This is a genomic window from Fredinandcohnia quinoae (genome assembly GCF_022427965.1).
GTDB classification, from domain to species: domain Bacteria; phylum Bacillota; class Bacilli; order Bacillales; family Bacillaceae_L; genus Ferdinandcohnia; species Ferdinandcohnia quinoae.
On the sequence record NZ_JAKTTI010000014.1, the window covers coordinates 68,333 to 89,897 of the forward strand.

General features: G+C 38.2%; 19 protein-coding genes. All 19 read right to left on the minus strand.

What is annotated here, in order from left to right:
* Window positions 1-20: 20 nt before the first annotated feature.
* The gene (locus MJG50_RS10640) at window positions 21-1,511 is read right to left on the minus strand and encodes a tetratricopeptide repeat protein (RefSeq protein ID WP_240255574.1); all 1,491 of its coding nucleotides are present in this window, start codon (window positions 1,509-1,511) and stop codon (window positions 21-23) included.
* Between the two features lie 208 nt (window positions 1,512-1,719).
* Window positions 1,720-2,340 (minus strand): bifunctional phosphoribosyl-AMP cyclohydrolase/phosphoribosyl-ATP diphosphatase HisIE, encoded by a 621-nt coding sequence (gene hisIE, locus MJG50_RS10645; RefSeq protein WP_240255576.1) that lies wholly within the window; start codon window positions 2,338-2,340, stop codon window positions 1,720-1,722.
* On the minus strand, window positions 2,337-3,095 hold the full coding sequence (gene hisF, locus MJG50_RS10650) for an imidazole glycerol phosphate synthase subunit HisF (protein WP_240255578.1): 759 nt from the start codon (window positions 3,093-3,095) through the stop codon (window positions 2,337-2,339). Before hisF ends, hisIE begins: the two co-directional genes overlap by 4 nt.
* Window positions 3,092-3,829, minus strand: a complete 738-nt coding sequence (hisA, locus tag MJG50_RS10655) for a 1-(5-phosphoribosyl)-5-[(5-phosphoribosylamino)methylideneamino]imidazole-4-carboxamide isomerase (RefSeq protein ID WP_240255580.1) — start codon at window positions 3,827-3,829, stop codon at window positions 3,092-3,094. Before hisA ends, hisF begins: the two co-directional genes overlap by 4 nt.
* A complete protein-coding gene (gene hisH / locus MJG50_RS10660) occupies window positions 3,826-4,461 on the minus strand; it encodes an imidazole glycerol phosphate synthase subunit HisH (protein WP_240255582.1) in 636 nt (211 codons plus the stop codon). The genes hisA and hisH overlap by 4 nt, the downstream gene beginning before the upstream one ends.
* Entirely contained in the window at window positions 4,462-5,046 is a 585-nt protein-coding gene (gene hisB / locus MJG50_RS10665) for an imidazoleglycerol-phosphate dehydratase HisB (protein WP_240255584.1), read from the minus strand.
* A 77-nt stretch (window positions 5,047-5,123) separates the two neighbouring features.
* Window positions 5,124-6,395, minus strand: a complete 1,272-nt coding sequence (gene hisD, locus MJG50_RS10670; protein ID WP_240255586.1) for a histidinol dehydrogenase — start codon at window positions 6,393-6,395, stop codon at window positions 5,124-5,126.
* 24 nt (window positions 6,396-6,419) lie between these two features.
* Entirely contained in the window at window positions 6,420-7,049 is a 630-nt protein-coding gene (gene hisG / locus MJG50_RS10675; protein WP_240255588.1) for an ATP phosphoribosyltransferase, read from the minus strand.
* On the minus strand, window positions 7,049-8,221 hold the full coding sequence (locus MJG50_RS10680; protein ID WP_240255590.1) for an ATP phosphoribosyltransferase regulatory subunit: 1,173 nt from the start codon (window positions 8,219-8,221) through the stop codon (window positions 7,049-7,051). The genes hisG and MJG50_RS10680 overlap by 1 nt, the downstream gene beginning before the upstream one ends.
* 173 nt (window positions 8,222-8,394) lie before the next feature.
* Entirely contained in the window at window positions 8,395-10,425 is a 2,031-nt protein-coding gene (locus MJG50_RS10685; protein WP_240255592.1) for a methyl-accepting chemotaxis protein, read from the minus strand.
* Window positions 10,426-10,567: 142 nt separating this feature from the next.
* Window positions 10,568-11,092, minus strand: a complete 525-nt coding sequence (locus MJG50_RS10690; protein ID WP_240255594.1) for an acyltransferase — start codon at window positions 11,090-11,092, stop codon at window positions 10,568-10,570.
* A complete protein-coding gene (gene ppaX, locus MJG50_RS10695) occupies window positions 11,089-11,757 on the minus strand; it encodes a pyrophosphatase PpaX (protein ID WP_240255596.1) in 669 nt (222 codons plus the stop codon). Before ppaX ends, MJG50_RS10690 begins: the two co-directional genes overlap by 4 nt.
* Complete coding sequence (locus tag MJG50_RS10700) at window positions 11,747-12,691, minus strand: nucleoside recognition domain-containing protein (RefSeq protein WP_240255598.1); 945 nt, start codon at window positions 12,689-12,691, stop codon at window positions 11,747-11,749. Before MJG50_RS10700 ends, ppaX begins: the two co-directional genes overlap by 11 nt.
* A gap of 16 nt (window positions 12,692-12,707) precedes the next feature.
* Complete coding sequence (gene lgt, locus MJG50_RS10705) at window positions 12,708-13,520, minus strand: prolipoprotein diacylglyceryl transferase (RefSeq protein WP_240255600.1); 813 nt, start codon at window positions 13,518-13,520, stop codon at window positions 12,708-12,710.
* Between the two features lie 50 nt (window positions 13,521-13,570).
* Window positions 13,571-14,506: an HPr(Ser) kinase/phosphatase gene (gene hprK, locus MJG50_RS10710; protein WP_240255602.1), complete on the minus strand. Its 936-nt coding sequence runs from the start codon at window positions 14,504-14,506 to the stop codon at window positions 13,571-13,573.
* Between the two features lie 124 nt (window positions 14,507-14,630).
* Entirely contained in the window at window positions 14,631-14,993 is a 363-nt protein-coding gene (locus tag MJG50_RS10715) for a phage holin family protein (RefSeq protein WP_240255604.1), read from the minus strand.
* Window positions 14,994-15,037: 44 nt separating this feature from the next.
* Window positions 15,038-16,144: a DUF4097 family beta strand repeat-containing protein gene (locus MJG50_RS10720; RefSeq protein ID WP_240255606.1), complete on the minus strand. Its 1,107-nt coding sequence runs from the start codon at window positions 16,142-16,144 to the stop codon at window positions 15,038-15,040.
* Window positions 16,145-16,323: 179 nt separating this feature from the next.
* Complete coding sequence (gene uvrA, locus MJG50_RS10725; protein ID WP_240255608.1) at window positions 16,324-19,197, minus strand: excinuclease ABC subunit UvrA; 2,874 nt, start codon at window positions 19,195-19,197, stop codon at window positions 16,324-16,326.
* Window positions 19,198-19,204: 7 nt separating this feature from the next.
* Window positions 19,205-21,184, minus strand: coding sequence for an excinuclease ABC subunit UvrB (gene uvrB / locus MJG50_RS10730; RefSeq protein WP_240255610.1), 1,980 nt, complete (start codon window positions 21,182-21,184; stop codon window positions 19,205-19,207).
* Window positions 21,185-21,565: the final 381 nt, after the last annotated feature.

Sequence of the window (21,565 nt, forward strand, 5' to 3'; positions counted from 1 at the left end):
CATTTCGTCTACCTTTTTGCTCATTGAAGGAGTTCTTTCACAAATTTTACATATTTAGCTAATGTTGTCTTTGAAATCTTATATTTTTCTGAAACCTGCTTCTGAGTAATTTTGTCAGACTGATGGTTTCTCCAAATATACTCTGTTGCCCCAGCCCACGCCAAAAGGTTTGACACATCATATGAACGTTTGACGGCCTCATCATAAATCATCAGCCATGTTAAATAAAGCTCTTCATTTGCTGAATCATCATTTTTATTTTTTAAAAATAATAAATCAGTAATTCTGTAGCCATCAATGATATATGCTGGGAATTCTTTATTCCTCGTTTTCTTTTTACATAGCACATAATTTGCAAATTCCTGCTCAAGTGTAGCATGAAATTTAATATGCTTAAAATCCTTACGTAGTAAAGAAGAATTCGTTTTACTAGCTAGAAATAAGCCATATAATCGTTCTTCAATAAAGTCACCAGTTAGCCAGCGATCTAACACTTCACTTAAATGCTTTGTACCTGTTGATAACCATGGCTCTGAGCCCTTTTTATCCGGATTCTCCTCAAGAACCTTTTTCCATGCATTTTTTGATAGTTCAAGGTGATTTGTGAAATATGCAGAATATGATAACCAATAATAGAAGGTTTCATCACCTTGAAAGCCATTACGATGTAGATTCCTTAGCCATTTATATGCGAGATCATATCTACCAATTAAGCCGAATGTAGCTCCTAGCTTATAGCGGTGCTCGACCAAAATTGGATGTATTGACTCAAGACGTCTCGTAAGTTCCTTCACCTTTTGTGTTTGACGTTGGTAGTAAAGGAATACAAGTGTATTACACAAAGCATGTAGATTGCCTAGATTTTTCTCTAGCACTTCATTTAAAATTTCTGATGCTTTTTCAACATCACCAGAGTAAAAATATGCCAGTGCTAGGTTATTGTATGCTGACCAAAACTCAGGGTACTCCTGAATTATTTCTTTTAAGAGTGAAATCGCATCATCTAATCTACCCGTTTCAAGTAGTTCACGAGCATCTTCTTGCTTAACAATGAGTTCATCTTGATCAAAGGATTCGTCGAATTCATCCGCCTCAAAGCTTAATAGATCAAGTAATTCTTCAGTGTCCTCAGCGAAATCACCATCTGGTTCACGTTCTAAATACATATCTGCGTAGCGACCTGCCTCTTGGAATAAACCTAAGTGGGCATAATTATTCGCCATAAAATAAAAGCACTCTGGCATATCTGCTTCAACATCTTCAATTATTGATGAAAGGTATTTATTCGATAACTGATAATCGCCAATTTCGGTTAGCACAACTGCCAATTGGCAAATGAAGATCGGCTCTTTTGGTTCTAGCTGAACGGCACGCTCTAAATGTTTTTTTGATTTATTTATATTACGCTGTCTATATGCTTTTAATCCTTTTTTAAAATAATATTCACCCGTCTGGATAAACGGAATAATTTTCGTACTTGGCTGTCTGTTTTTTATTGGATGTTCTTCCATCGGGATCCTCCAAAATTTGTTGAATGAAATATTTCTTACCGAACGTAGTATAACATAAATATACCTAATCACATAGGGGGAGCTTGGTTTAAAAAGAAGGATGGCATACCAATGTGGATAGTCTTGGTAAATACGGAGATAAGAAGGACACTTGTCATATACAATAAGTGTCCCGTTGTGTTATAAACATTTCGTTTTTCAGTGTTGCTTATCTTCTTTTTTTGAGTGCAGTGAGTACATCATCTAGTGGTAGTTTTTGTTCACGGAGTAGGACGATGAGGTGATAAAGAAGATCTGCTACTTCCCATTTCAGCTCTTCAGGCTCGCGATTTTTTGCTGCGATGATTACCTCAGCTGCTTCCTCTCCGACCTTCTTCAATATTTTATCTATACCTTTTTCAAATAAATATGTAGTATAAGAACCTTCTGGTCGTTCCGCTTCACGAGCAGCAATCAAACTTTCCAGTTCACTAATAATAGCGAATCGGTCATTCCCCTCTCCCAAAGATTTCTCAAGAATACCTTCACCAAAGCAAGAATAGCTACCAGTATGGCATGCGGGACCATAAGGTTCCACCAAGATTAGAATAGCATCTTGATCACAATCAAATCTCATATTAACGATTCGTTGTTTATTACCTGATGTTGCCCCTTTATTCCAAAGTTCTTGTCGGGACCGACTATAAAACCAAGTTTCCCTCGACTCGATTGACTTTGCCAAAGATTCTTCATTCATATAGGCGAGTGTCAACACTTCTTTACTAGCTGCATCTTGGACAATTGCTGGAACAAGTCCGTTTTCATCAAAGCGTACTGATGGAATATTCATCGAATGTTGACCCCCTGTGACTTCAAATATTGTTTAACCTCATTTACAGATGTTTCTTTATAGTGAAAAATACTTGCTGCAAGTGCCGCATCAGCATTTCCAAGCTCAAATACTTCCTTAAAATGCGCTGCATTTCCCGCCCCTCCAGAAGCAATGACAGGTACTGTTACCGCAGTACTAACTGCCTTTGTCAATTCCACATCAAATCCATCCTTACTTCCATCACCATCCATACTCGTCAACAATATTTCACCAGCACCAAGTCGAACAACCTCTTGTGCCCATGAAACTACTTCCCACTCTGTTGCATTACGCCCACCATGGGTGTACACTCTCCAGCTTCCTAGTTCATCATCATATTTGGCGTCTATCGCAACAACGATGCATTGTGTTCCGAAAAAGGCTGCACCGTCTTTAATAAGTTCAGGATTAGAGACTGCTGCAGTGTTCAAAGATACTTTATCAGCTCCCGCTCTGAGGATTGTCTTCATATCCTCAAGGGAATTAATTCCTCCCCCAACTGTAAAAGGGATCGCAAGCACTGCTGCAACTTTTTCCACTACCTCCACCATTGTTTTCCGACCTTCTTGTGCGGCTGAAATATCAAGAAAGACCAGCTCATCTGCACCTTCAGAATCATAAAATTTAGCTAACTCAACTGGGTCTCCCGCATCTCGAAGCTCGACAAATTGAACCCCTTTAACAACCCGACCATCCTTCACATCAAGACATGGTATAATCCGTTTCGTAATCATATTGCATTCACCCCACATATCGCCTCTGAAACAGAAAATTGATTGGTATACAATGCTTTTCCTACAATTGCACCTGACACCCCTTTATTAGCAAACAGTCTCAGTGCTTTTAAATCCTCAATTGAACTTACTCCACCAGATGCAATTACATTTTTACCAGTGATGGATGCAAACTCCACCACTGCCTCAATATTCGGACCTGAAAGCATTCCATCTGTAGCAATATCTGTAAAAATGAAGGTTTCTGCACCAGCATTAGCAAGCTCAACCCCAAGATCAATTGCTTTTACCGACGATGTATTGAGCCAGCCTTCTATAGCAACATAACCATCTTTTGCATCAATACCAATTGCGATTTTTTCACGATAGGTTTTGAGCATTTTTTTTACAAATAAAGGATTCGAAACTGCCGCACTGCCTAAAATAACTCGGTCTACACCATTTTCAACATAATAAGCAACATCCTCTTCTGTACGGATGCCACCACCAATTTGAACTTTCACTTTTAGATTTTGAGCAACTTGTAAAACGTATTGATCATTAATTCGCCTTCCAATCTTGGCACCATCTAGATCAACCATATGAATCCATTCCGAGCCTTGATCTACAAAAGCCTTTGCCATATCATAGGGAGAGTCGCCATATACTGTTTCCTTACGATAATCACCTTGTAAAAGCCTGACACATTTACCTGCTCTCATATCAATCGCTGGATAAATTGAAAATGAACTCATCCTTTCACACACTCCTCTACAATTGCAGCAAAATTTTTTAATATTGCGAGCCCTGTTTCACCACTTTTCTCCGGATGAAATTGAGTTCCAAACACATTCCCACAACCAACTACTGCAGGGACTTCAACATTGTATGTACAACTTGCTAGGACAATATCGTTATCTGATGGTTCAGCATAATAGGAGTGGACGAAATAGACATGTCCTTTTTCGATTTGATTTAATAATCGCGAATTATGATATGTTTTTAATTCATTCCACCCCATATGTGGGACCTTATAGGTTTCTCCTCGACTCGTTATACTGGGAATTTTTATGATTCTTCCATTTAAAAATCCAAGGCCCGATGTTACCCCGTTTTCTTCACTTTGTTCAAATAATAGCTGCATGCCAAGACATATACCTAAAAGAGGTTTCCCTGTTCGTATGCTTTCTTTTAAAAGGGTATCTAGCCCTGTTTCTCGTAAAATTTGCATTGCATCTTTGAACGAACCCACTCCAGGTAAAATTAAACCTGATGTTTTCTCTAGTTCAGATTGATCCTTCGAAACAATATGTTCCTGATTCATTCGTTCAAGTGCCTTGCTGACGCTATACAAATTGCCCATGCCATAATCGATGATGCCGATCATTTATAACATTCCTTTCGTGGATGGAACCCCCTTGACTCTTGGGTCAATCATTGTTGCTTCATCCAAAGCACGGCCTAACGCTTTAAAAACAGCTTCGATCATATGATGCGTATTTTGACCGTAATGAACAATAACATGTAGATTCATCCTCGCTTCAAGTGCAAGCTTCCATAAAAATTCATGGACTAACTCTGTATCAAAGGTACCGACACGAGAACTTGGGAAATCACCCTTTAGTTCAAAATGAGGGCGATTACTGAGATCAACAACAACTTGGGCTAACGCTTCATCCATTGGTACAAAGGCATTCCCATAACGTTTGATTCCCTTTTTATCACCAAGTGCTTCCCTTAGTGCCTGACCTAAGCAAATTCCAATATCCTCAGTCGTATGATGATCATCGATATCCGTATCACCTTTCGCATCAACTATTAAATTAAACTGACCGTGCTTCGTAAAAAGATCAAGCATATGGGTTAAAAAAGGCACACCAGTCTCCAGCTTTGTCTCCCCTTCACCATCTACTGAAAAATGTAACTTTATATTCGTCTCATTCGTTTTCCTCTCAACTACAGCCTGTCTCATTAGACCAACACCACCACATCATTTTTTCACAGAAACTATAACGGACACATGATCCTATTTAGCGCAAAGCACTTTTTTTACATCGATTTTAGTCGTTCTTCAATCGCTATAGCATGTGCATCTAAGCCTTCTAATCTTGCAAACTCTGCAATTTTTGCCCCATTATCCAGTAAAGCTTGCTTGCTATATGATATGATGCTAGATTTTTTCGTAAAATCATCTACATTTAGCGGACTCGAAAAACGAGCCGTACCATTTGTCGGCAATACATGATTAGGTCCCGCAAAGTAGTCACCTACTGGTTCTGTACTGTAGCGCCCAACAAAGATTGCCCCTGCATGCTTTATTTTTCCCACAAGCTCCATTGGCTCTTGTGTCAAGATTTCTAAATGCTCCGGAGCGAGTTCATTAACAACCCGGACTGATTCCTCGATATCTTTAGATACATATATGAAGCCGAATTCAGAAATTGATGCCTCAGCAATTTCCCTTCTTGGTAACAATTGCAATTGTCGATCCACTTCCTGTGAAACCTCTTCTGCTAGTCTAATAGAATGAGTTACTAAAATACTTGCAGCACGTTCATCATGCTCTGCCTGAGAAAGTAAATCAGCAGCAATCTCATTTGCATATGCGGTATCATCAGCAAGTACAACGATTTCACTCGGTCCAGCAATCATATCAATTGCAACATGACCAAATACTTCTCGTTTAGCAAGTGCCACGTAAATATTTCCAGGACCGACAATTTTATCGACTCCCTTAATCGTCTCCGTGCCATAGGCTAATGCTGCTATTGCTTGTGCACCACCAACCTTATAAATTTCATCGACCCCAACAGCGTCAGCTGCAACTAATACACCTGCTGGAATCTTGCCATCACGATCTGGAGGTGTTACCATAACAATCCGCTCAACTCCAGCTACTTGTGCAGGAATAACATTCATTAACACCGAGGAAGGATATGCAGCCTTCCCCCCTGGTACATACACCCCTACAGCATCAAGTGGCGTAATTTTTTGACCTAGTATTGTCCCATCATTTTTCAGATCGATCCATGATTGTTTCACCTGTCGACTGTGAAAGTCACGAATATTGTTAGCCGCTTCATGTATAGTTTGAATTAAGCTTTCATCTATTTTTGCATATGCCTCTTTAATTTCAGCTATACCTACCTTAAAATCATTGAGAGTGACACCATCAAATTTCTCCGTATAAAACGTAAGTGCAGAATCGCCATTTTCTCGAACGTCAGAAATGATTGATAAAACAACTTTCTGCTGCTCCTCTGTACCACTCTCAATATTTCTTTTTAATGAAACTGTATTTGATACTCTCTCAATCCGCATGATGCCCACTCCCTTCGATAATGTTTAAGTTGAAACAACATGTGCCAATCTTTCCACGATGTCATCAATCGGCTTATCTTTAAGGCGGTAGCTAACAGGATTCACAATTAACCGAGAAGTAATATCGAAGATACGTTCCAGCTCGACAAGTCCATTTTCTTTTAATGTGTGACCAGTGGACACGATATCAACAATTCGGTCAGCTAATCCAATTAAAGGTGCAAGTTCAACAGAACCATTGAGCTTAATAATCTCGACCTGCTCCCCTTGTTCACGAAAATAGCTTGAAGCAACGTTTGGATACTTAGTAGCGATCTTAGGTGCAATATCATTCATTTCTACACCGGGTAAACCAGCAACTGCTAAATGGCATCTACTAATCTGTAAATCTAATACTTCATATACTTCCCGTTCCTCCTCAAGCATCACATCTTTTCCTGCAATTCCAAGATCAGCAACTCCGTGTTCCACATATGCAGTCACATCCATTGGTTTCGCCAAAATAAATCGAAAAGACTCTTCAGGCACTTCAATAATTAGTTTTCTCGAATCAACAAACTCGGGAGGAAGCTGATAACCAGCCTTTCTTAAAAGCCCAACTGCATCTTCGAAAATTCTCCCCTTTGGCATTGCAATGGTTAGTATATCCTTCATTACTTTGCCACCCTCCTTGTATTTCCAATAAAAAATGTAACTTCTTTACATGCTCTTACATACTTATCAACATCTGCAATGCCGTTAATATCTTGAAGGATGACCTTTTCACCTTTTTCTCTCTTTACTTTTGCAAAATCAATTGCTTCTTCACTTTGCTCAGTACTAAAAATAACGCTGTGAATACTAATCTCTTTTTCAGGTATCTTCAATGCTTCGATTAGATGATCAAGCCGAATCCCAAAACCGGTAGCCGGTGCGTGTCTTTCAAATTTTCCAAGTAATGTATCATATCGGCCGCCATTCCCTAATAGATAGCCGATATTCTCAGCATATACCTCAAATAAAATACCGGTGTAATAGCTCATATGACTAACTAGATTAAAATCAATCTTAATATTATCTGTTACCCCCATTGCTTGTAATCTATGCCATAACTGCTCAAGTTCATCAATGGCTTTTCGACCAACTTCACCTTCAATTAACTCTTTTGCCTGACCTATTTTCGATATATCTCCTCTTAATTGTAAAAGTGATAACAATCTTTGTTTATCAATTGATGATAATTGTAAGCTATTTACATGTTCCCTATAACCTACATAATTTTTATCATATAAAAACCGACGAAGAACATTAGCCCGTTCCTCGTTCCCAACGATTTCTAAAAACAGTGCATTTACATACCCAATATGCCCTATAGGTACCGTAAACTTTGATAAACCTGCCTTCTTTAAGGTTTCAATCAATAGTGAAATAACTTCTGCATCTGCACTTATTGTTTTATCACCGATAAATTCAATACCTATTTGTTCAAATTCTGCAGGTCTACCGCCTTCTCTTTGCTGAGCACGAAAGACATTTGCAGAATACGCTAATCGTAATGGGCAGCCCTCTTGATATAGTTTTGAAGCTGCTACTCTCGCGATGGGCGATGTTACATCCGGTCTTAAAACAAGTGTGTGTCCTTGCTGATCAAGAAGCTTAAATAATTGTTGATCAAGAATTGAAGATACATTACCAACTGTTTCATAAAATTCAAGTGTTGGTGTCTCAATAAACTGGTAGCCCCAACTTTCCATTACACTAGACATACTTGTTCTTAACTCTTTCTTGGCTTCATACAATGATGGGAGTGTATCCCTCATTCCTAAAGGCTTTTCAAACATAAACATGGCTTCTCACCACCTAAAAATTTTACATACTTATTTCGTTACACTTTAGTTCGCTAATATATTAGTGAGATGAAGTTTTAATTATCTTACAACTTTACCTCATAAACGTCAATAAAAAGTTGAAGATCAAAAAAGGCCATTGCACAAGAATGTACAATGGCCCTTTGATCTTATTATTTTTTCGACTCTTCAATTATAAATTTATCTAACTCATCTCTAAGCTCTCGTGAGAAGGAGTCAAGTTCAAAAGCAAGTTGACTTAATTGTTCCATTGAAGCTGTTGATTCTTCAACAGATGCTGATACCTCTTCCGTACCAGCCGCTGTTTCCTGGCCGATGGATGTAATGTGAGTAGCATTTTTCAAGATAACATCCTTTTGTTCAACCATTTTTTGAATGGATAGATATACTTGCATGATTAACTCACTTGTTTTTTCTATGATTCCCTTTATTGAGCCAAATGCTTCTTCAGTATCCTTAACTGCAAGTCCCTGTTCCTGAATGACATCTGTTGTTTGTTTAATAAGTGAAACAGTTTGCTTTGTATCTGTTTGCATATGTGTAATAATTGATGACACTTGTTTTAATGCTGATTCTGTTTGTTCTGCTAAGTTTCGAACTTCATCAGCTACAACTGCAAAGCCTCGACCATGCTCTCCTGCACGTGCCGCTTCAATCGCAGCATTAAGAGCTAATAAATTTGTTTGAGAAGCTATTGCCGTAATTGTATTTACGATTTCATTAATGTCATTTGATCGTACATCTAATGTAGTAATCGCGTCAGACATTTCTTCAGTCATTTCGGTTGTCCGTTCAAATTGGCGTTCTAGAAGTTTAATTTTCTCTACTCCTTGTTCAGAAGTTGAAAACATCAACTTTGCTTCCTCCAACACTTGCAATGTTTGTTCTTCCACTACTTTAATATCCTCAGCCAAAATATTTGTTGCTGATGAATTTTCCTCTAATAGTTCTGACTGCTGGCCAGCTCCAGATGCAATTTGTTCCATCGTCGTTGCAACTTCATTGGATGCAGCCGTATTCTCTTCTGCACTTGCCACAAGCGTTTGTGATGCATCTGTTACTTTTAAGGAAACATTTGAGACCTTTTGCATCATCCCACGTATTTGTGAAAGCATATTATTAAAACTTATTGATAATTGACCAATCTCATCTTGTCTTTCTATCATGACATTTGTTAAGAGGTTCCCATTTTCAACATCACTCATTGATGTTTGAAGCTTTTGGATCGGTTTCGTAATTCTTCTTGAAATGATGAATGAAATCCAGACGACTAATACTAGAACTACGAGTAAAGTAATTGCTATCGGAAGTAATACACCTTTACCCTTTTCAGCGAACTCATCATTCGACACAGCTCCAACAATGAACCAACCTGTTGCTGAATTTTTCACAAATCCCATCGTTTTCTCTTGACCCTCAAACTCATACTCAACAATTCCATGTTCCTTATCTGACTCAATCATCTTTTTAAAATAAGTTTCTTTAGATGCATCTACACCTACCATTTCCTTTTTAGGATGGGCAAGAAACTTTCCGTGAGCATCAAAAAGAGCAGCATATCCTGTATCTGCAATTCTTACCTTTTTAACAATTTCGATTAACTTATCAACCTTTATATCTGCAGCAATTACTCCTTTTAGCACGCCATTATCCATTACTACTTTTGCCGCAGTAACAATCGTTTCGTTCGTAGCTCCATCTACATATGGTTCGGTCCACACTATATTTCCTTTATTTTCGAGTGCATTTTTATACCAATCACGTTCTCTCGGATTAAAATCTGCGCCGAGATCAGCTTCAGGATAGATAATTACATCCCCGTTCGCATCACTAACCATATAGATATTTGCAATTGAATCAGTCGTATCGACGATTTCGGAAAATGAAGTTAATATCTCGGACTTTGAATCCTTATATGTTTTCAGCTCAGATCTTTCTGAAAAACTATCAATAATCCCATCAATATTTCCGAAAAATATATCAAAGGCATCATTTAACCCAATCGCTTGACTTTCTGTACTTTTTATTAGTTCTTTTGTAGTTGTTGAAACACTAAAATTGTAGCTAACCATTGCAATTACCACACCTGCGATGATGATTGTCGCCATAAAAGGCAATACAATTTGTCGCTGTAAGGTTCTTGTAAAGAAATTATTCTTTGACATAGATTTCTTTTTTTGCATCTTTTTCTCTCCTGTTCATTCTAGTTGTCTACTTCCAATATTTCCGCAATGTATTTCCAAACCACTACTAATTACCCATGAGTTATATCGTACAAAACAACTATTTTTTTAACACATAAACATAAAAAAAGACACAACCACATCAGTTATGTCCTTCATCTTCTTTCATTCGTCTATCCATTTCATCCTTTGTATAGATAATCCGCATTGGGTTACCGCCAACGAAGGTTCCGGCCGGCACATCTTTATGAACAAGTGTACCCGCTGACACAATCGCACCATCACCAATTTCAATTCCAGGTAAGATGGTTGAATTTGCTCCAATCATCACTTCACTACCAATCTTCACATCCCCTAAGCGATACTCCTTAATAAGATATTCATGAGCTAATATTGTTGTATTATATCCAATAACCGTATTTCGCCCAACACTTATTTTCTCTGGGAACATCACATCAAGCATGACCATTAGTGCAAATGATGTCTGATCCCCAATCTTCATTCTTAAAAAAGTCCGATATAACCAATTTTTCAATCCTAAAAAAGGCGTATACCTAGCAAGTTGAATGACAATGAAATTTCGAACAACCTTCCAGAATGGCACCGTTTTATATACATGCCAAAGTGAGTTTGCACCAGAAACGGGATATCTACTCGTCCTTCTCACTTCCCAGAAGCCTCACTCTGATCGGTTACACCACCAACAATCCCAAGCAAGTCACTCATATGCTCAAGCATAAAATCAGGTTCAAACGATGCCAAATACTCTTTCCCCTTTAATGACCAAGCCACTCCCGCTGATAATGTTCCAGCATTTTTCCCAGCAAGAATATCATGATAATTATCACCGACCATAATTGCTTCATCAGCACGCGCTCCCAATAAGTTTAACGCTAGATGAACTGGTTCCGGATCAGGTTTTGCATTTTTCACATCATCAAGTGTAACAACTACCTCAAAAAATTGATCGAGCTTCGTAAGCTTCAAGCCCATTTCCACTGTATTTCTCATCTTTGTTGTTACAATTCCCAGCTTGTAGCCCTTTTCAGTCAAAGCCTTCATCGTCTCGTATACACCTTCAAATTCAGTAACGAGCTCATCATGATGGGCATGGTTATGTTCACGATATTTCGTAATCATTTCATCAACACGATCAGAATCAATTGATGAGAATGTCTCACGTAATGTTGGTCCAATGAATGGCAACACATCTTCCCGTGTATACTTTTCAGGATAATATTCATTTAATGTATGCAAAAAAGACGCAATAATGAGCTCATTCGTATCAATTAGTGTTCCGTCTAAATCAAATAAAAGTGTATTAATTGCCATATAAAGGTTCCTTTCTGCTATTTCGCTCTACCCTCTTCCAGATGAATGCTACAATCATTGTTAGTACCGTGGCTGTCACAAGTCGGATAAGTAATAATGGAAGAACCGGTATTCCCAATGGAATGAAAATAAGCGTATCCTCAATCACTGCATGACATGCCACTAAGAAAATGAACGCAAGCGTTAAATCCTTCTTACTTACATTATCCTCTTTAACCGCCTGAATCATAACACCCGCTCCAAAAGCTAAGCCAAACATAATTCCTGCTGCCAATGTCGTTGACGTATTTTCCTTCATCCCAAGTGCTCTTGTAATCGGCGACATCCACCTTGAAAACACATCCAACCATTTTAAATCCTTTAAGATTTGAATCCCTATCATGAGAGGGATCACAATTACAGCAAGCTGAATAATTCCGATTGAGGCCTTTTCAACCCCTTCTACGAATATATTAAACCAACCCGAAGCTTTTTCACCAGCAGATGGTACAAATCCATATTTCGCTAGTTCTCCTCCACCACTCCATACTAAATTGATAACGAATGCAGACACAAGTGCAAGCCCTAGCCGTACCACAACGATAATCCACATTTTAATTCCAACCTTGGCGGCTACAGTAGATTCGATAAACATATTATGCGAGAATGATAGCATTACAGCTAAAATAAAGACTTCTTTAACAGTTAAATCCAATGTTAAAATAGCGCCTATCCCAGCATATAAATTCAAAAAATTTCCTAACACGAGTGGTATCGTTGCATCACCTGATAGTCCAAACCACCCCATAAGAGGAGAAATCCAGCGAATGACCCAATCTAAAACTGGTGTATACTGAAGCAATGTAACAAGTAATGTTACCGGAAAAATAATTTTCCCAAGCGTCCAAGTTGTTTTTAGTCCAACAAAAAATCCCCTTTTGATTGTCCCTAGCAAGCTTCCCCTCTCCCTTCTAGTTGTCTAAATATCTTTCCTTTGAATATCCTTTTGCTCTTCTAAAAATAATTAATGCAATCGAGCCAACGATGAGAGCTATTGATAGTAAAACTGCTACACGAAAATCCCCTAGCATTAAGCTATCTGTGCGCAGCATTTCAACAAATGCACGTCCTATCGAATACCAAATTACATATGATAAGAACATTTCTCCTCGTCTTAAGTTCACTTTACGTAATAATAGCAAAATAACAAACCCAACGATGCTCCAGAGTGATTCATATAAGAATGTTGGGTGGTAATACGTACCTTCAATATACATTTGATCCATTATAAAGTCAGGTAAAATATTATAGAACGTTTGAATACTGTTTTCTGCGATTGGACCGCCATGAGCTTCTTGATTCATGAAATTTCCCCAACGCCCGATTGCCTGCCCTAAAATAATACTCGGTGCTGCAATATCAGCGATTTTCCAAAAAGACAAACCTTTTACCTTTGCAAATACAATTGCTGTTGCAACAGACCCAATGAGGGCCCCATGTATCGCAATACCACCATGCCAAATTGCAATGATTTCTCCTGGATTTTGCGAGTAATAGTCCCATTTAAAAATAACATAATAAATACGCGCACATATTATTGCAATCGGTACTGCGAATAATACGAGATCCATAAAAGTATCCTTATGCATTCCTCGACGATTTGATTCTTTAATTGCCAAATATAGTGCTAATAATGTACCAAGACCAATGATTAGACCATACCATTGGATCGATAATGGCCCAAGCTTTAAAAAGACCGGATTTAAAGGTTCAATATTTTCCACATTCTCAACTCCCTCAAATTATGTATTTTATATTAAAAAGCCTCTATTTCTTACAATTCTTCTTGGTCAGAATATTCGATTGCTGATGTCAAACGGTTAGAGAATTGTTCAGCCGCATTCAATCCCATTCGCTTCAAGCGATAGTTCATTGCAGCCACCTCAATGATAACAGCTAAGTTTCGTCCTGGCCTTACTGGAATCGTATATTTCGTTAAATTTGTATCAATAATTTTCATTTTTTCTTCTTCAAGACCAAGTCGATCATATTGTTTGTTTTGATCCCATAGTTCCAAACTAATCACAAGAGTAATCCGCTTATTGCTTCGGACTGCACCCGCGCCAAACAATGTCATTACATTAATAATCCCTAGCCCACGTATTTCCAATAAATGTTCGATAAGTTCTGGTGCGTTTCCGACTAATGTGTCTTGATCCTCTTGACGAATTTCTACACAATCATCTGCAACGAGACGATGGCCACGTTTCACAAGTTCAAGCGCGGTCTCACTTTTACCGACGCCACTTTTTCCAATAATTAAAACACCGACACCATATATATCAACAAGGACACCATGAACGGCTGTAGTTGGAGCCAGCTTACTTTCTAAAAAATTAGTAAGACGACTAGATAAGCGCGTTGTTTTCACCGGTGATTTTAAGACTGGAACAGATTCGCGTTCGGAAGCAATAATTAATTCCTCGGGAACCTCTAAATCGCGCGAAATGATAATGGCTGGTGTAATATCAGTGCAAAGCTTTTCCATTCGAATCTCTTTTTCATCTTGAGGTAGTTTTTCAAAAAAGGACAATTCCGTCTTCCCTAATATTTGGATTCGTTCAGCTGGGTAATAAGCAAAAAAGCCAGCTAACTCAATTCCAGGTCTTGAAATATCACTCATCGAAATGGGACGATTAACCCCTTCTTCACCACTAACGAGCTCAAGATTAAATTTTTCAATCAGATCAATTGTGCGAACTTTAGGCACATTTTTTCCTCCTTTGAAGCAAGTACATTACTTGTTAGATGCATTCTCTATATTTTAGCATTATTCTGTCCGACTCCAAAACTTTTCTTATTGAAAAATAAAAACGAGGCACTATGGCCCCGTCTTATTTTTTCTTTTCTTGTAGTGGTTCGATAATAACTTTTTGGATAAGTAAATTTAATATAGAGATAATCACTGCAGCTAAAATTGCTGTACCAAACCCCTCAATGACGAAGGAATCGCCCATTAATGATTGTGTCAACATTAAGGTGATTGCATTAATTACAAATAAAAACAAACCAAGTGTTAAAACAGTTACAGGCAACGTAAAAATAATCAAGATTGGTTTTACAATTACATTTAAAACCGATAAGATAATGCTTGCGATTACAGCAGCACCGATACCCTCTAAATGAAATGTATCAACATATCCTGCAACCACAATAAGAATTATGCTATTTACGATAATGCTTGCAATCCACTTCATTAACGATAGACATCCCCTTTTTCTGGAACCGAAACAATAAGACCTTAAATTGGCTTAATCTCAATTGAGCCTGTTTTCGTTTCAGCAAATAGATAAAGCTTATTACCCTTATCTTGATTTGCCTTGAAACGTAAAGATTTTTGAACGATATCATTCTTTTCTTCAATGATTGACATGACAGGTAGCTCAGCTTTAAAGCTTCCCAAGTTTGACTTCAACTCTCCATCCACTTCATATGCATCCGATACAAAAACATGTATGGTTCCTGTAGTTGTCTTAATATATGCTGTATGACAGCTGTCTTCTGCTAAAGAACAAGTAATATTCCCATTAAAGCTTTGAAGGTCAACTTTTTCAAAGCGGCCACCTACTGTAACCGTACCATTTATCGTTTCTGCTTCAAATTCTTTGCTCTCAATATTTTCTGCCTTTATATGACCATTTGCTGTTTCAACCTCCATTGAAGTAGTCACAAAATTTGTAACAGTAACAGCACCATTAGCAGTTTTAGCTCTAAAATCCTGTACGACTAAATTTTCCCCATTTATTGGTCCATTAAACATCCGAACTTTTACATTTTCATAATTTTCATTCGGAACATAAATTTTAGCATTAACTTTCATTTGTTTTTGCTGGATTAAAAAAAGAAGCTTACCGTCTTCAATCGAAAACCGAACATCCTCTAAAAATGCTTTGCGTGCACGCACTTGATTCTCAATCTTATACACTTTAGCGTCACATTCAATTCGAACATCTTTTTCTCCCCAAGGAATGATTGTAATACTACCATTAGCGACATCTAAGTCGATCTTAGTAAGATTGACATTTGAATGCTGAAAGATATGTTTTACTTCAATCGCATCGCCAAAGTTAAAATCCAAATCCATATCCTTAATTTTCTTAAATGCACTGTCAACAAAATCCATGAATTTATTTTTAACAGATGTCGCCTTCTGATCAAAGGAACTGCCCTGTCTTGTATGCTCATAATCAACCTTAGCTGAAAGCTCGGTTCTTATTTCTGCTTCTTTTTCTGCTTGGTTCATCCCAGAATCTACATTGGACAGCTTTTCAATTAATAAAATTGCTTCTTCCGCTGTTAACTTACCATCTTCAACCAATTTTAGTATTCGTTTTTGTTCCTCTATCATTAACATTTCCTCCCTTATTTTACTTTACTATTATTTCAGCATTCATTCATTTCCCTAATGACTATTTATACGAATAATCAAGGGAATGGTTTCACTTCTTCATCACTCAATCTTAAAAATACGCCTCAAGACGTAGAAAATCTCGAGGCAGCATTAACACCTCGAGATTTCTGTTTCACTTATTTTGTTACTGTTTCCTTTTCATGTATGAGGTCCTTCATTCTAATGCGTTCCCTTTCCAAGACAGGCTTCAAATAACGCCCAGTATGTGATTGCTCTACCTTTACAATTTCCTCAGGGGTTCCAGTCGCAATGATGGTTCCACCCTTGTCCCCACCTTCTGGCCCTAGATCAACTAGATAATCAGCTGCTTTTATCACATCCAAATTATGTTCAATGACAAGAACTGTATCTCCGTTTTCCACTAATCGCTGAAGCACCTTTAAAAGTCTTGAAATATCATCAACATGTAGTCCTGTTGTTGGCTCATCCAAAATATAAAAAGATTTCCCGGCAGATCTTCGGTGAAGCTCAGACGCCAGCTTAACCCGTTGCGCCTCTCCTCCTGATAATGTTGTGGCGGGCTGACCTAATTTAACATAGCCTAAACCAACATCAAAGATTGTCTGGAGTTTACGTTTAATTTTTGGTAGATTTTCAAAAAATGTAACTGCATCCTCCACCGTCATATCTAAAATATCAGAAATACTTTTATCTTTATACTTCACCTCTAGTGTTTCACGGTTATACCTTTTTCCATGACATACTTCACACGGAACATACACATCAGGTAAAAAGTGCATTTCGATTTTGATAATCCCATCACCACGGCAAGCTTCACATCGCCCGCCCTTCACATTGAAGCTGAAACGTCCTTTTTTATAACCTCGAACCTTTGCCTCATTTGTTGATGCAAATACATCTCGAATATCATCGAAGACTCCGGTATATGTTGCTGGATTTGATCTTGGTGTACGACCAATCGGTGATTGATCAATATCAATTACTTTTTCTAAGTGTTCGATACCCTTGATTGTCTTATGCTCACCTGGTTTACTTTTTGCACGATTAAGCTTTTGCGCTAGTGTCTTATGGAGAATTTCGTTAACAAGTGTACTCTTACCAGACCCTGAAACACCGGTTACAGCAATAAACGTACCAAGTGGAAATTTGACCGATATATTTTTTAAGTTATTTTCCTTTGCACCAATAACTTCGATATAGCGCCCGTCTGGTTTTCGGCGCTCGATTGGTAGAGGGATGAATTTTCCCCCTGCTAAATATTGTCCTGTCAATGAGTTTGGATCTGACATGACTTTCTCTGGGGTACCGGCAGATATAACTTCTCCACCATGTATACCCGCACCAGGTCCAATATCAATTAAGTAATCAGCAGCAAGCATCGTATCCTCATCGTGTTCAACAACGATTAATGTATTACCAATATCTCTCATTTTTTTCAAAGTATCAATAAGACGATCATTGTCACGTTGATGAAGTCCAATTGATGGTTCATCTAAAATATATAACACACCTGTTAAGCGTGAACCAATTTGAGTCGCTAATCGAATCCGTTGTGCTTCACCACCTGATAATGAACCTGCAGCGCGACTTAATGTTAAATAATCAAGTCCGACATTTACAAGAAAACCAAGTCTTTCTTTTATCTCTTGAAATATCATGTTCGCAATTTGCATTTCCTTTTCAGACAGCTCAATCGTTGTAAAAAATTCAAACGCCTCATTAATTGAAAACTCTGTAACATGACCAATATGTTTACCTGAAATGAGGACAGCAAGAGTTTCCTTTTTCAAACGATAGCCTTTACAACTTGGACAATCGTGTTGTCCCATGTATTTTTCCATTTGTTCCCGAATATAATCTGAACTCGTTTCTTTAAACCGTCTTTCTACATTACGAAGAACACCTTCGAATACAATATAATTCTCACGAGTCAGACCAAAATCATTTTCATAATGGAAAAAGATCTCTTCTCCATCACTTCCATATAAAAGCTTATCCATTAAATGCTTCGGAACATCCTTTACTGGCATATCCATATCAATTCCATAATGGTTGCAGACTGCTTCTAAGAGCTGCGGGTAATATTGTGAGCTCGTTGGTTCCCACGGAGCAATTGCATGCTGCCTCAATGATAAATCCCAATTTGGAATTACAAGGTCTACATCTACCTCAAGTTTAGAACCTAGCCCATCACAATCCGGACAAGCTCCAAACGGACTATTAAAAGAGAACATTCTAGGCTCTAATTCACCAATCGAGAATCCACAATGTGGACAAGCATGGAGCTCACTAAACATAAGCTCCTCTTGATCGATAACATCGATCAATACTCTCCCTTCACCAAGCTTAAGTGCTGCTTCCAATGAATCAGCGAGTCGTGCTGCCACACCTTCTTTAACGACGATTCTATCTATAACAACTTCGATTGAATGCTTTTTGTTTTTTTCAAGCTCAATTTCATCGGATAGATCCATAATCTCGCCATCTACTCTGACCCTTACATAGCCTTGCTTTTTAATATCTTCAAAAACCTTAACATGAGCACCCTTCCTCCCTGATATAACAGGAGCTAGCACTTGAAGCTTTGTACGTTCTGGGTATTCCAATATCCGGTCAACCATTTGTTCAACTGTTTGGGATGTAATTTCAATATGATGGTTTGGACAGACAGGGCGCCCTACTCGGGCAAATAATAAACGTAAATAATCATAAATTTCGGTAACTGTTCCGACAGTTGATCGTGGATTTCTACTAGTTGTCTTTTGATCAATTGAAATCGCTGGCGAAAGACCTTCAATTGAATCAACATCAGGCTTATCCATTTGTCCTAAAAATTGACGGGCATATGCTGAAAGTGATTCTACATAACGTCTTTGTCCTTCAGCGTAAATCGTGTCAAAGGCAAGCGAAGATTTACCAGATCCAGAAAGGCCCGTTATCACAACGAGCTTATCTCTTGGAATCGTTACATCAATGTTTTTAAGATTATGTGCTCTTGCTCCTTTGACGATAATATTTTCCATAGCCATCTATTTGTCATCCTTCCGCTTTTAACTCGAGTATGAGGTCGCGCAATTCTGCAGCTCGCTCGAAATGCAGTGCTTTCGCCGCTTCCTTCATTTCTACTTCCATTTCTGAAATAACTTTGTCTCTTTCCTTCTTCGATAATCCAGTAAGCTTAGGTGTCGTTTCATATGTAGCTGTATCTTCAGCGGCTTGCGTTGCACGAATGACATCGCGTATATCTTTTTGAATCGTTTGTGGTGTAATACCATGCTCTTTATTATAGGCAGCCTGGGTTTCACGACGACGCTTCGTTTCATTAATTGCAATTTCCATTGAATTGGTGATTTTATCTGCATACATGATAACTTGACCATTTGCATTCCTTGCAGCACGGCCAATCGTTTGGATAAGTGAGCGCTCAGAGCGTAGGAAGCCTTCTTTGTCAGCGTCAAGAATAGCTACAAGTGATACTTCAGGAATATCCAATCCTTCTCTAAGTAGGTTAATTCCGACAAGAACATCGTATTTACCCATTCTTAGATCTCGAATTATTTCTATCCGTTCTAATGTTTTTATTTCTGAATGTAAGTAATTTACCTTAATACCAATTTCTTTTAAGTAATCGGTCAGGTCTTCTGACATTTTTTTCGTTAATGTCGTAATGAGAACACGTTCATTACGGGCAACACGGGATTGAATTTCACCTAATAGATCATCAATCTGACCTTGGATTGGTCGTACATCAATTGGAGGATCTAATAATCCTGTTGGGCGAATAATTTGTTCAACCATTTCCGGTGTATGCTCGATTTCATATGGGCCAGGTGTTGCTGATACATAGACAATTTGATTTATATGTTTTTCGAATTCTTCAAATCTCAGAGGCCTATTGTCTAATGCCGATGGCAAACGAAAACCATGTTCAACTAACACTTGTTTTCTTGCTTGGTCACCATTAAACATTCCACGAATTTGTGGAAGTGTAACATGTGACTCATCGATAACAATTAGGAGGTCTTCAGGAAAATAGTCCATTAATGTATATGGGGTTGATCCTGCTTCCCGCAACGTTAGATGTCTTGAATAGTTTTCAATCCCTGAACAAAATCCCATTTCTCGCATCATTTCTAAATCATAGTTTGTTCGTTGTTCTAGTCGCTGTGCTTGGAGTAGTTGACCGTTATCCCGTAAATCCTTTAGCTGCTCTTCTAATTCAGCTTCAATATTTTTAATCGCAATCTCCATTTTCTCTTGTCGAGTTACGAAGTGGGATGCCGGGAAAATCGCGATATGCTCACGCTCTCCAAGTATTTCTCCAGTAAGTGCGTCTACTTCTCGAATTCGGTCGATTTCATCACCGAAAAATTCGATTCGAACACAGTGTTCATCACGAGATGCTGGGAAAATCTCAACAACATCGCCCCTCACTCGGAATGTACCTCTACGGAAATCGATGTCATTTCGTTCATACTGTACATCAACTAATTTATGTAAAAGTTGGTTCCGATCCATTTCCAATCCCGAACGTAATGACACAACCATTTCCCGATATTCTTCCGGAGAACCTAATCCGTAAATACATGAAACACTGGCGATAATGATAACATCACGACGTTCAAATAAAGCTGATGTAGCTGAATGCCTTAGCTTATCAATTTCATCATTAACACTTGAATCCTTTTCAATAAATGTATCAGATGATGGAACATAAGCCTCTGGCTGGAAATAATCATAATAACTAACAAAATATTCAACCGCGTTATTCGGAAAGAATTCTTTAAATTCACTATACAGCTGTCCAGCTAGTGTCTTATTATGTGCAATAATTAATGTCGGTCTATTGACTTCCTTGATCACATTAGAGATAGTAAAGGTTTTACCAGTGCCAGTTGCACCAAGTAATGTTTGGTGCTTCTTTCCTTCCTTAAGACCCTCTAATAACTGCTCAATTGCTTTTGGCTGATCTCCTTGTGGTGAATACTTTGAGACTAACTCAAATTGATCCTTCACACAAATCCTCCATTCAGAAATAGATTTCTACAAACATTGTACCACAAAATAACAAAATTCAAACAAAAATACGAACTGGCATTCGATTTTTTTAACTTTTTGCAGAATTGATTAAGTATTGGTGAAATTAATTCAGCGTTAGCGAGATTAATTCGGCGTTGGTGTAATTAATTCGGCGTTAGCGAGATTAATTCGGCGTTACGGCAGTTAATTCGGCGTTAGCGAGATTAATTCGGCGTTACGGCAGTTAATCCGGCGTTAGCGAGATTAATTCGGCGTTACAGTAATTAATTCGGCGTTACGGCAATTAATCCGGCGTTAGCGAGATTAATTCGGCGTTACGGCAATTAATCCGGCGTTAGCGAGATTAATTCGGCGTTA

What these genes read in the sequence shown, in the direction of transcription:
- MJG50_RS10640 (WP_240255574.1), bottom strand. Translation starts at nt 1,511, where the DNA reads ATGGAAGAACATCCAATAAAAAACAGACAGCCAAGTACGAAAATTATT.
- hisIE (WP_240255576.1), bottom strand. Translation starts at nt 2,340, where the DNA reads ATGAATATTCCATCAGTACGCTTTGATGAAAACGGACTTGTTCCAGCA.
- hisF (WP_240255578.1), bottom strand. Translation starts at nt 3,095, where the DNA reads ATGATTACGAAACGGATTATACCATGTCTTGATGTGAAGGATGGTCGG.
- hisA (WP_240255580.1), bottom strand. Translation starts at nt 3,829, where the DNA reads ATGAGTTCATTTTCAATTTATCCAGCGATTGATATGAGAGCAGGTAAA.
- hisH (WP_240255582.1), bottom strand. Translation starts at nt 4,461, where the DNA reads ATGATCGGCATCATCGATTATGGCATGGGCAATTTGTATAGCGTCAGC.
- hisB (WP_240255584.1), bottom strand. Translation starts at nt 5,046, where the DNA reads ATGAGACAGGCTGTAGTTGAGAGGAAAACGAATGAGACGAATATAAAG.
- hisD (WP_240255586.1), bottom strand. Translation starts at nt 6,395, where the DNA reads ATGCGGATTGAGAGAGTATCAAATACAGTTTCATTAAAAAGAAATATT.
- hisG (WP_240255588.1), bottom strand. Translation starts at nt 7,049, where the DNA reads ATGAAGGATATACTAACCATTGCAATGCCAAAGGGGAGAATTTTCGAA.
- MJG50_RS10680 (WP_240255590.1), bottom strand. Translation starts at nt 8,221, where the DNA reads ATGTTTATGTTTGAAAAGCCTTTAGGAATGAGGGATACACTCCCATCA.
- MJG50_RS10685 (WP_240255592.1), bottom strand. Translation starts at nt 10,425, where the DNA reads ATGCAAAAAAAGAAATCTATGTCAAAGAATAATTTCTTTACAAGAACC.
- ppaX (WP_240255596.1), bottom strand. Translation starts at nt 11,757, where the DNA reads ATGGCAATTAATACACTTTTATTTGATTTAGACGGAACACTAATTGAT.
- MJG50_RS10715 (WP_240255604.1), bottom strand. Translation starts at nt 14,993, where the DNA reads ATGAAGTGGATTGCAAGCATTATCGTAAATAGCATAATTCTTATTGTG.
- MJG50_RS10720 (WP_240255606.1), bottom strand. Translation starts at nt 16,144, where the DNA reads ATGATAGAGGAACAAAAACGAATACTAAAATTGGTTGAAGATGGTAAG.
- uvrA (WP_240255608.1), bottom strand. Translation starts at nt 19,197, where the DNA reads ATGGCTATGGAAAATATTATCGTCAAAGGAGCAAGAGCACATAATCTT.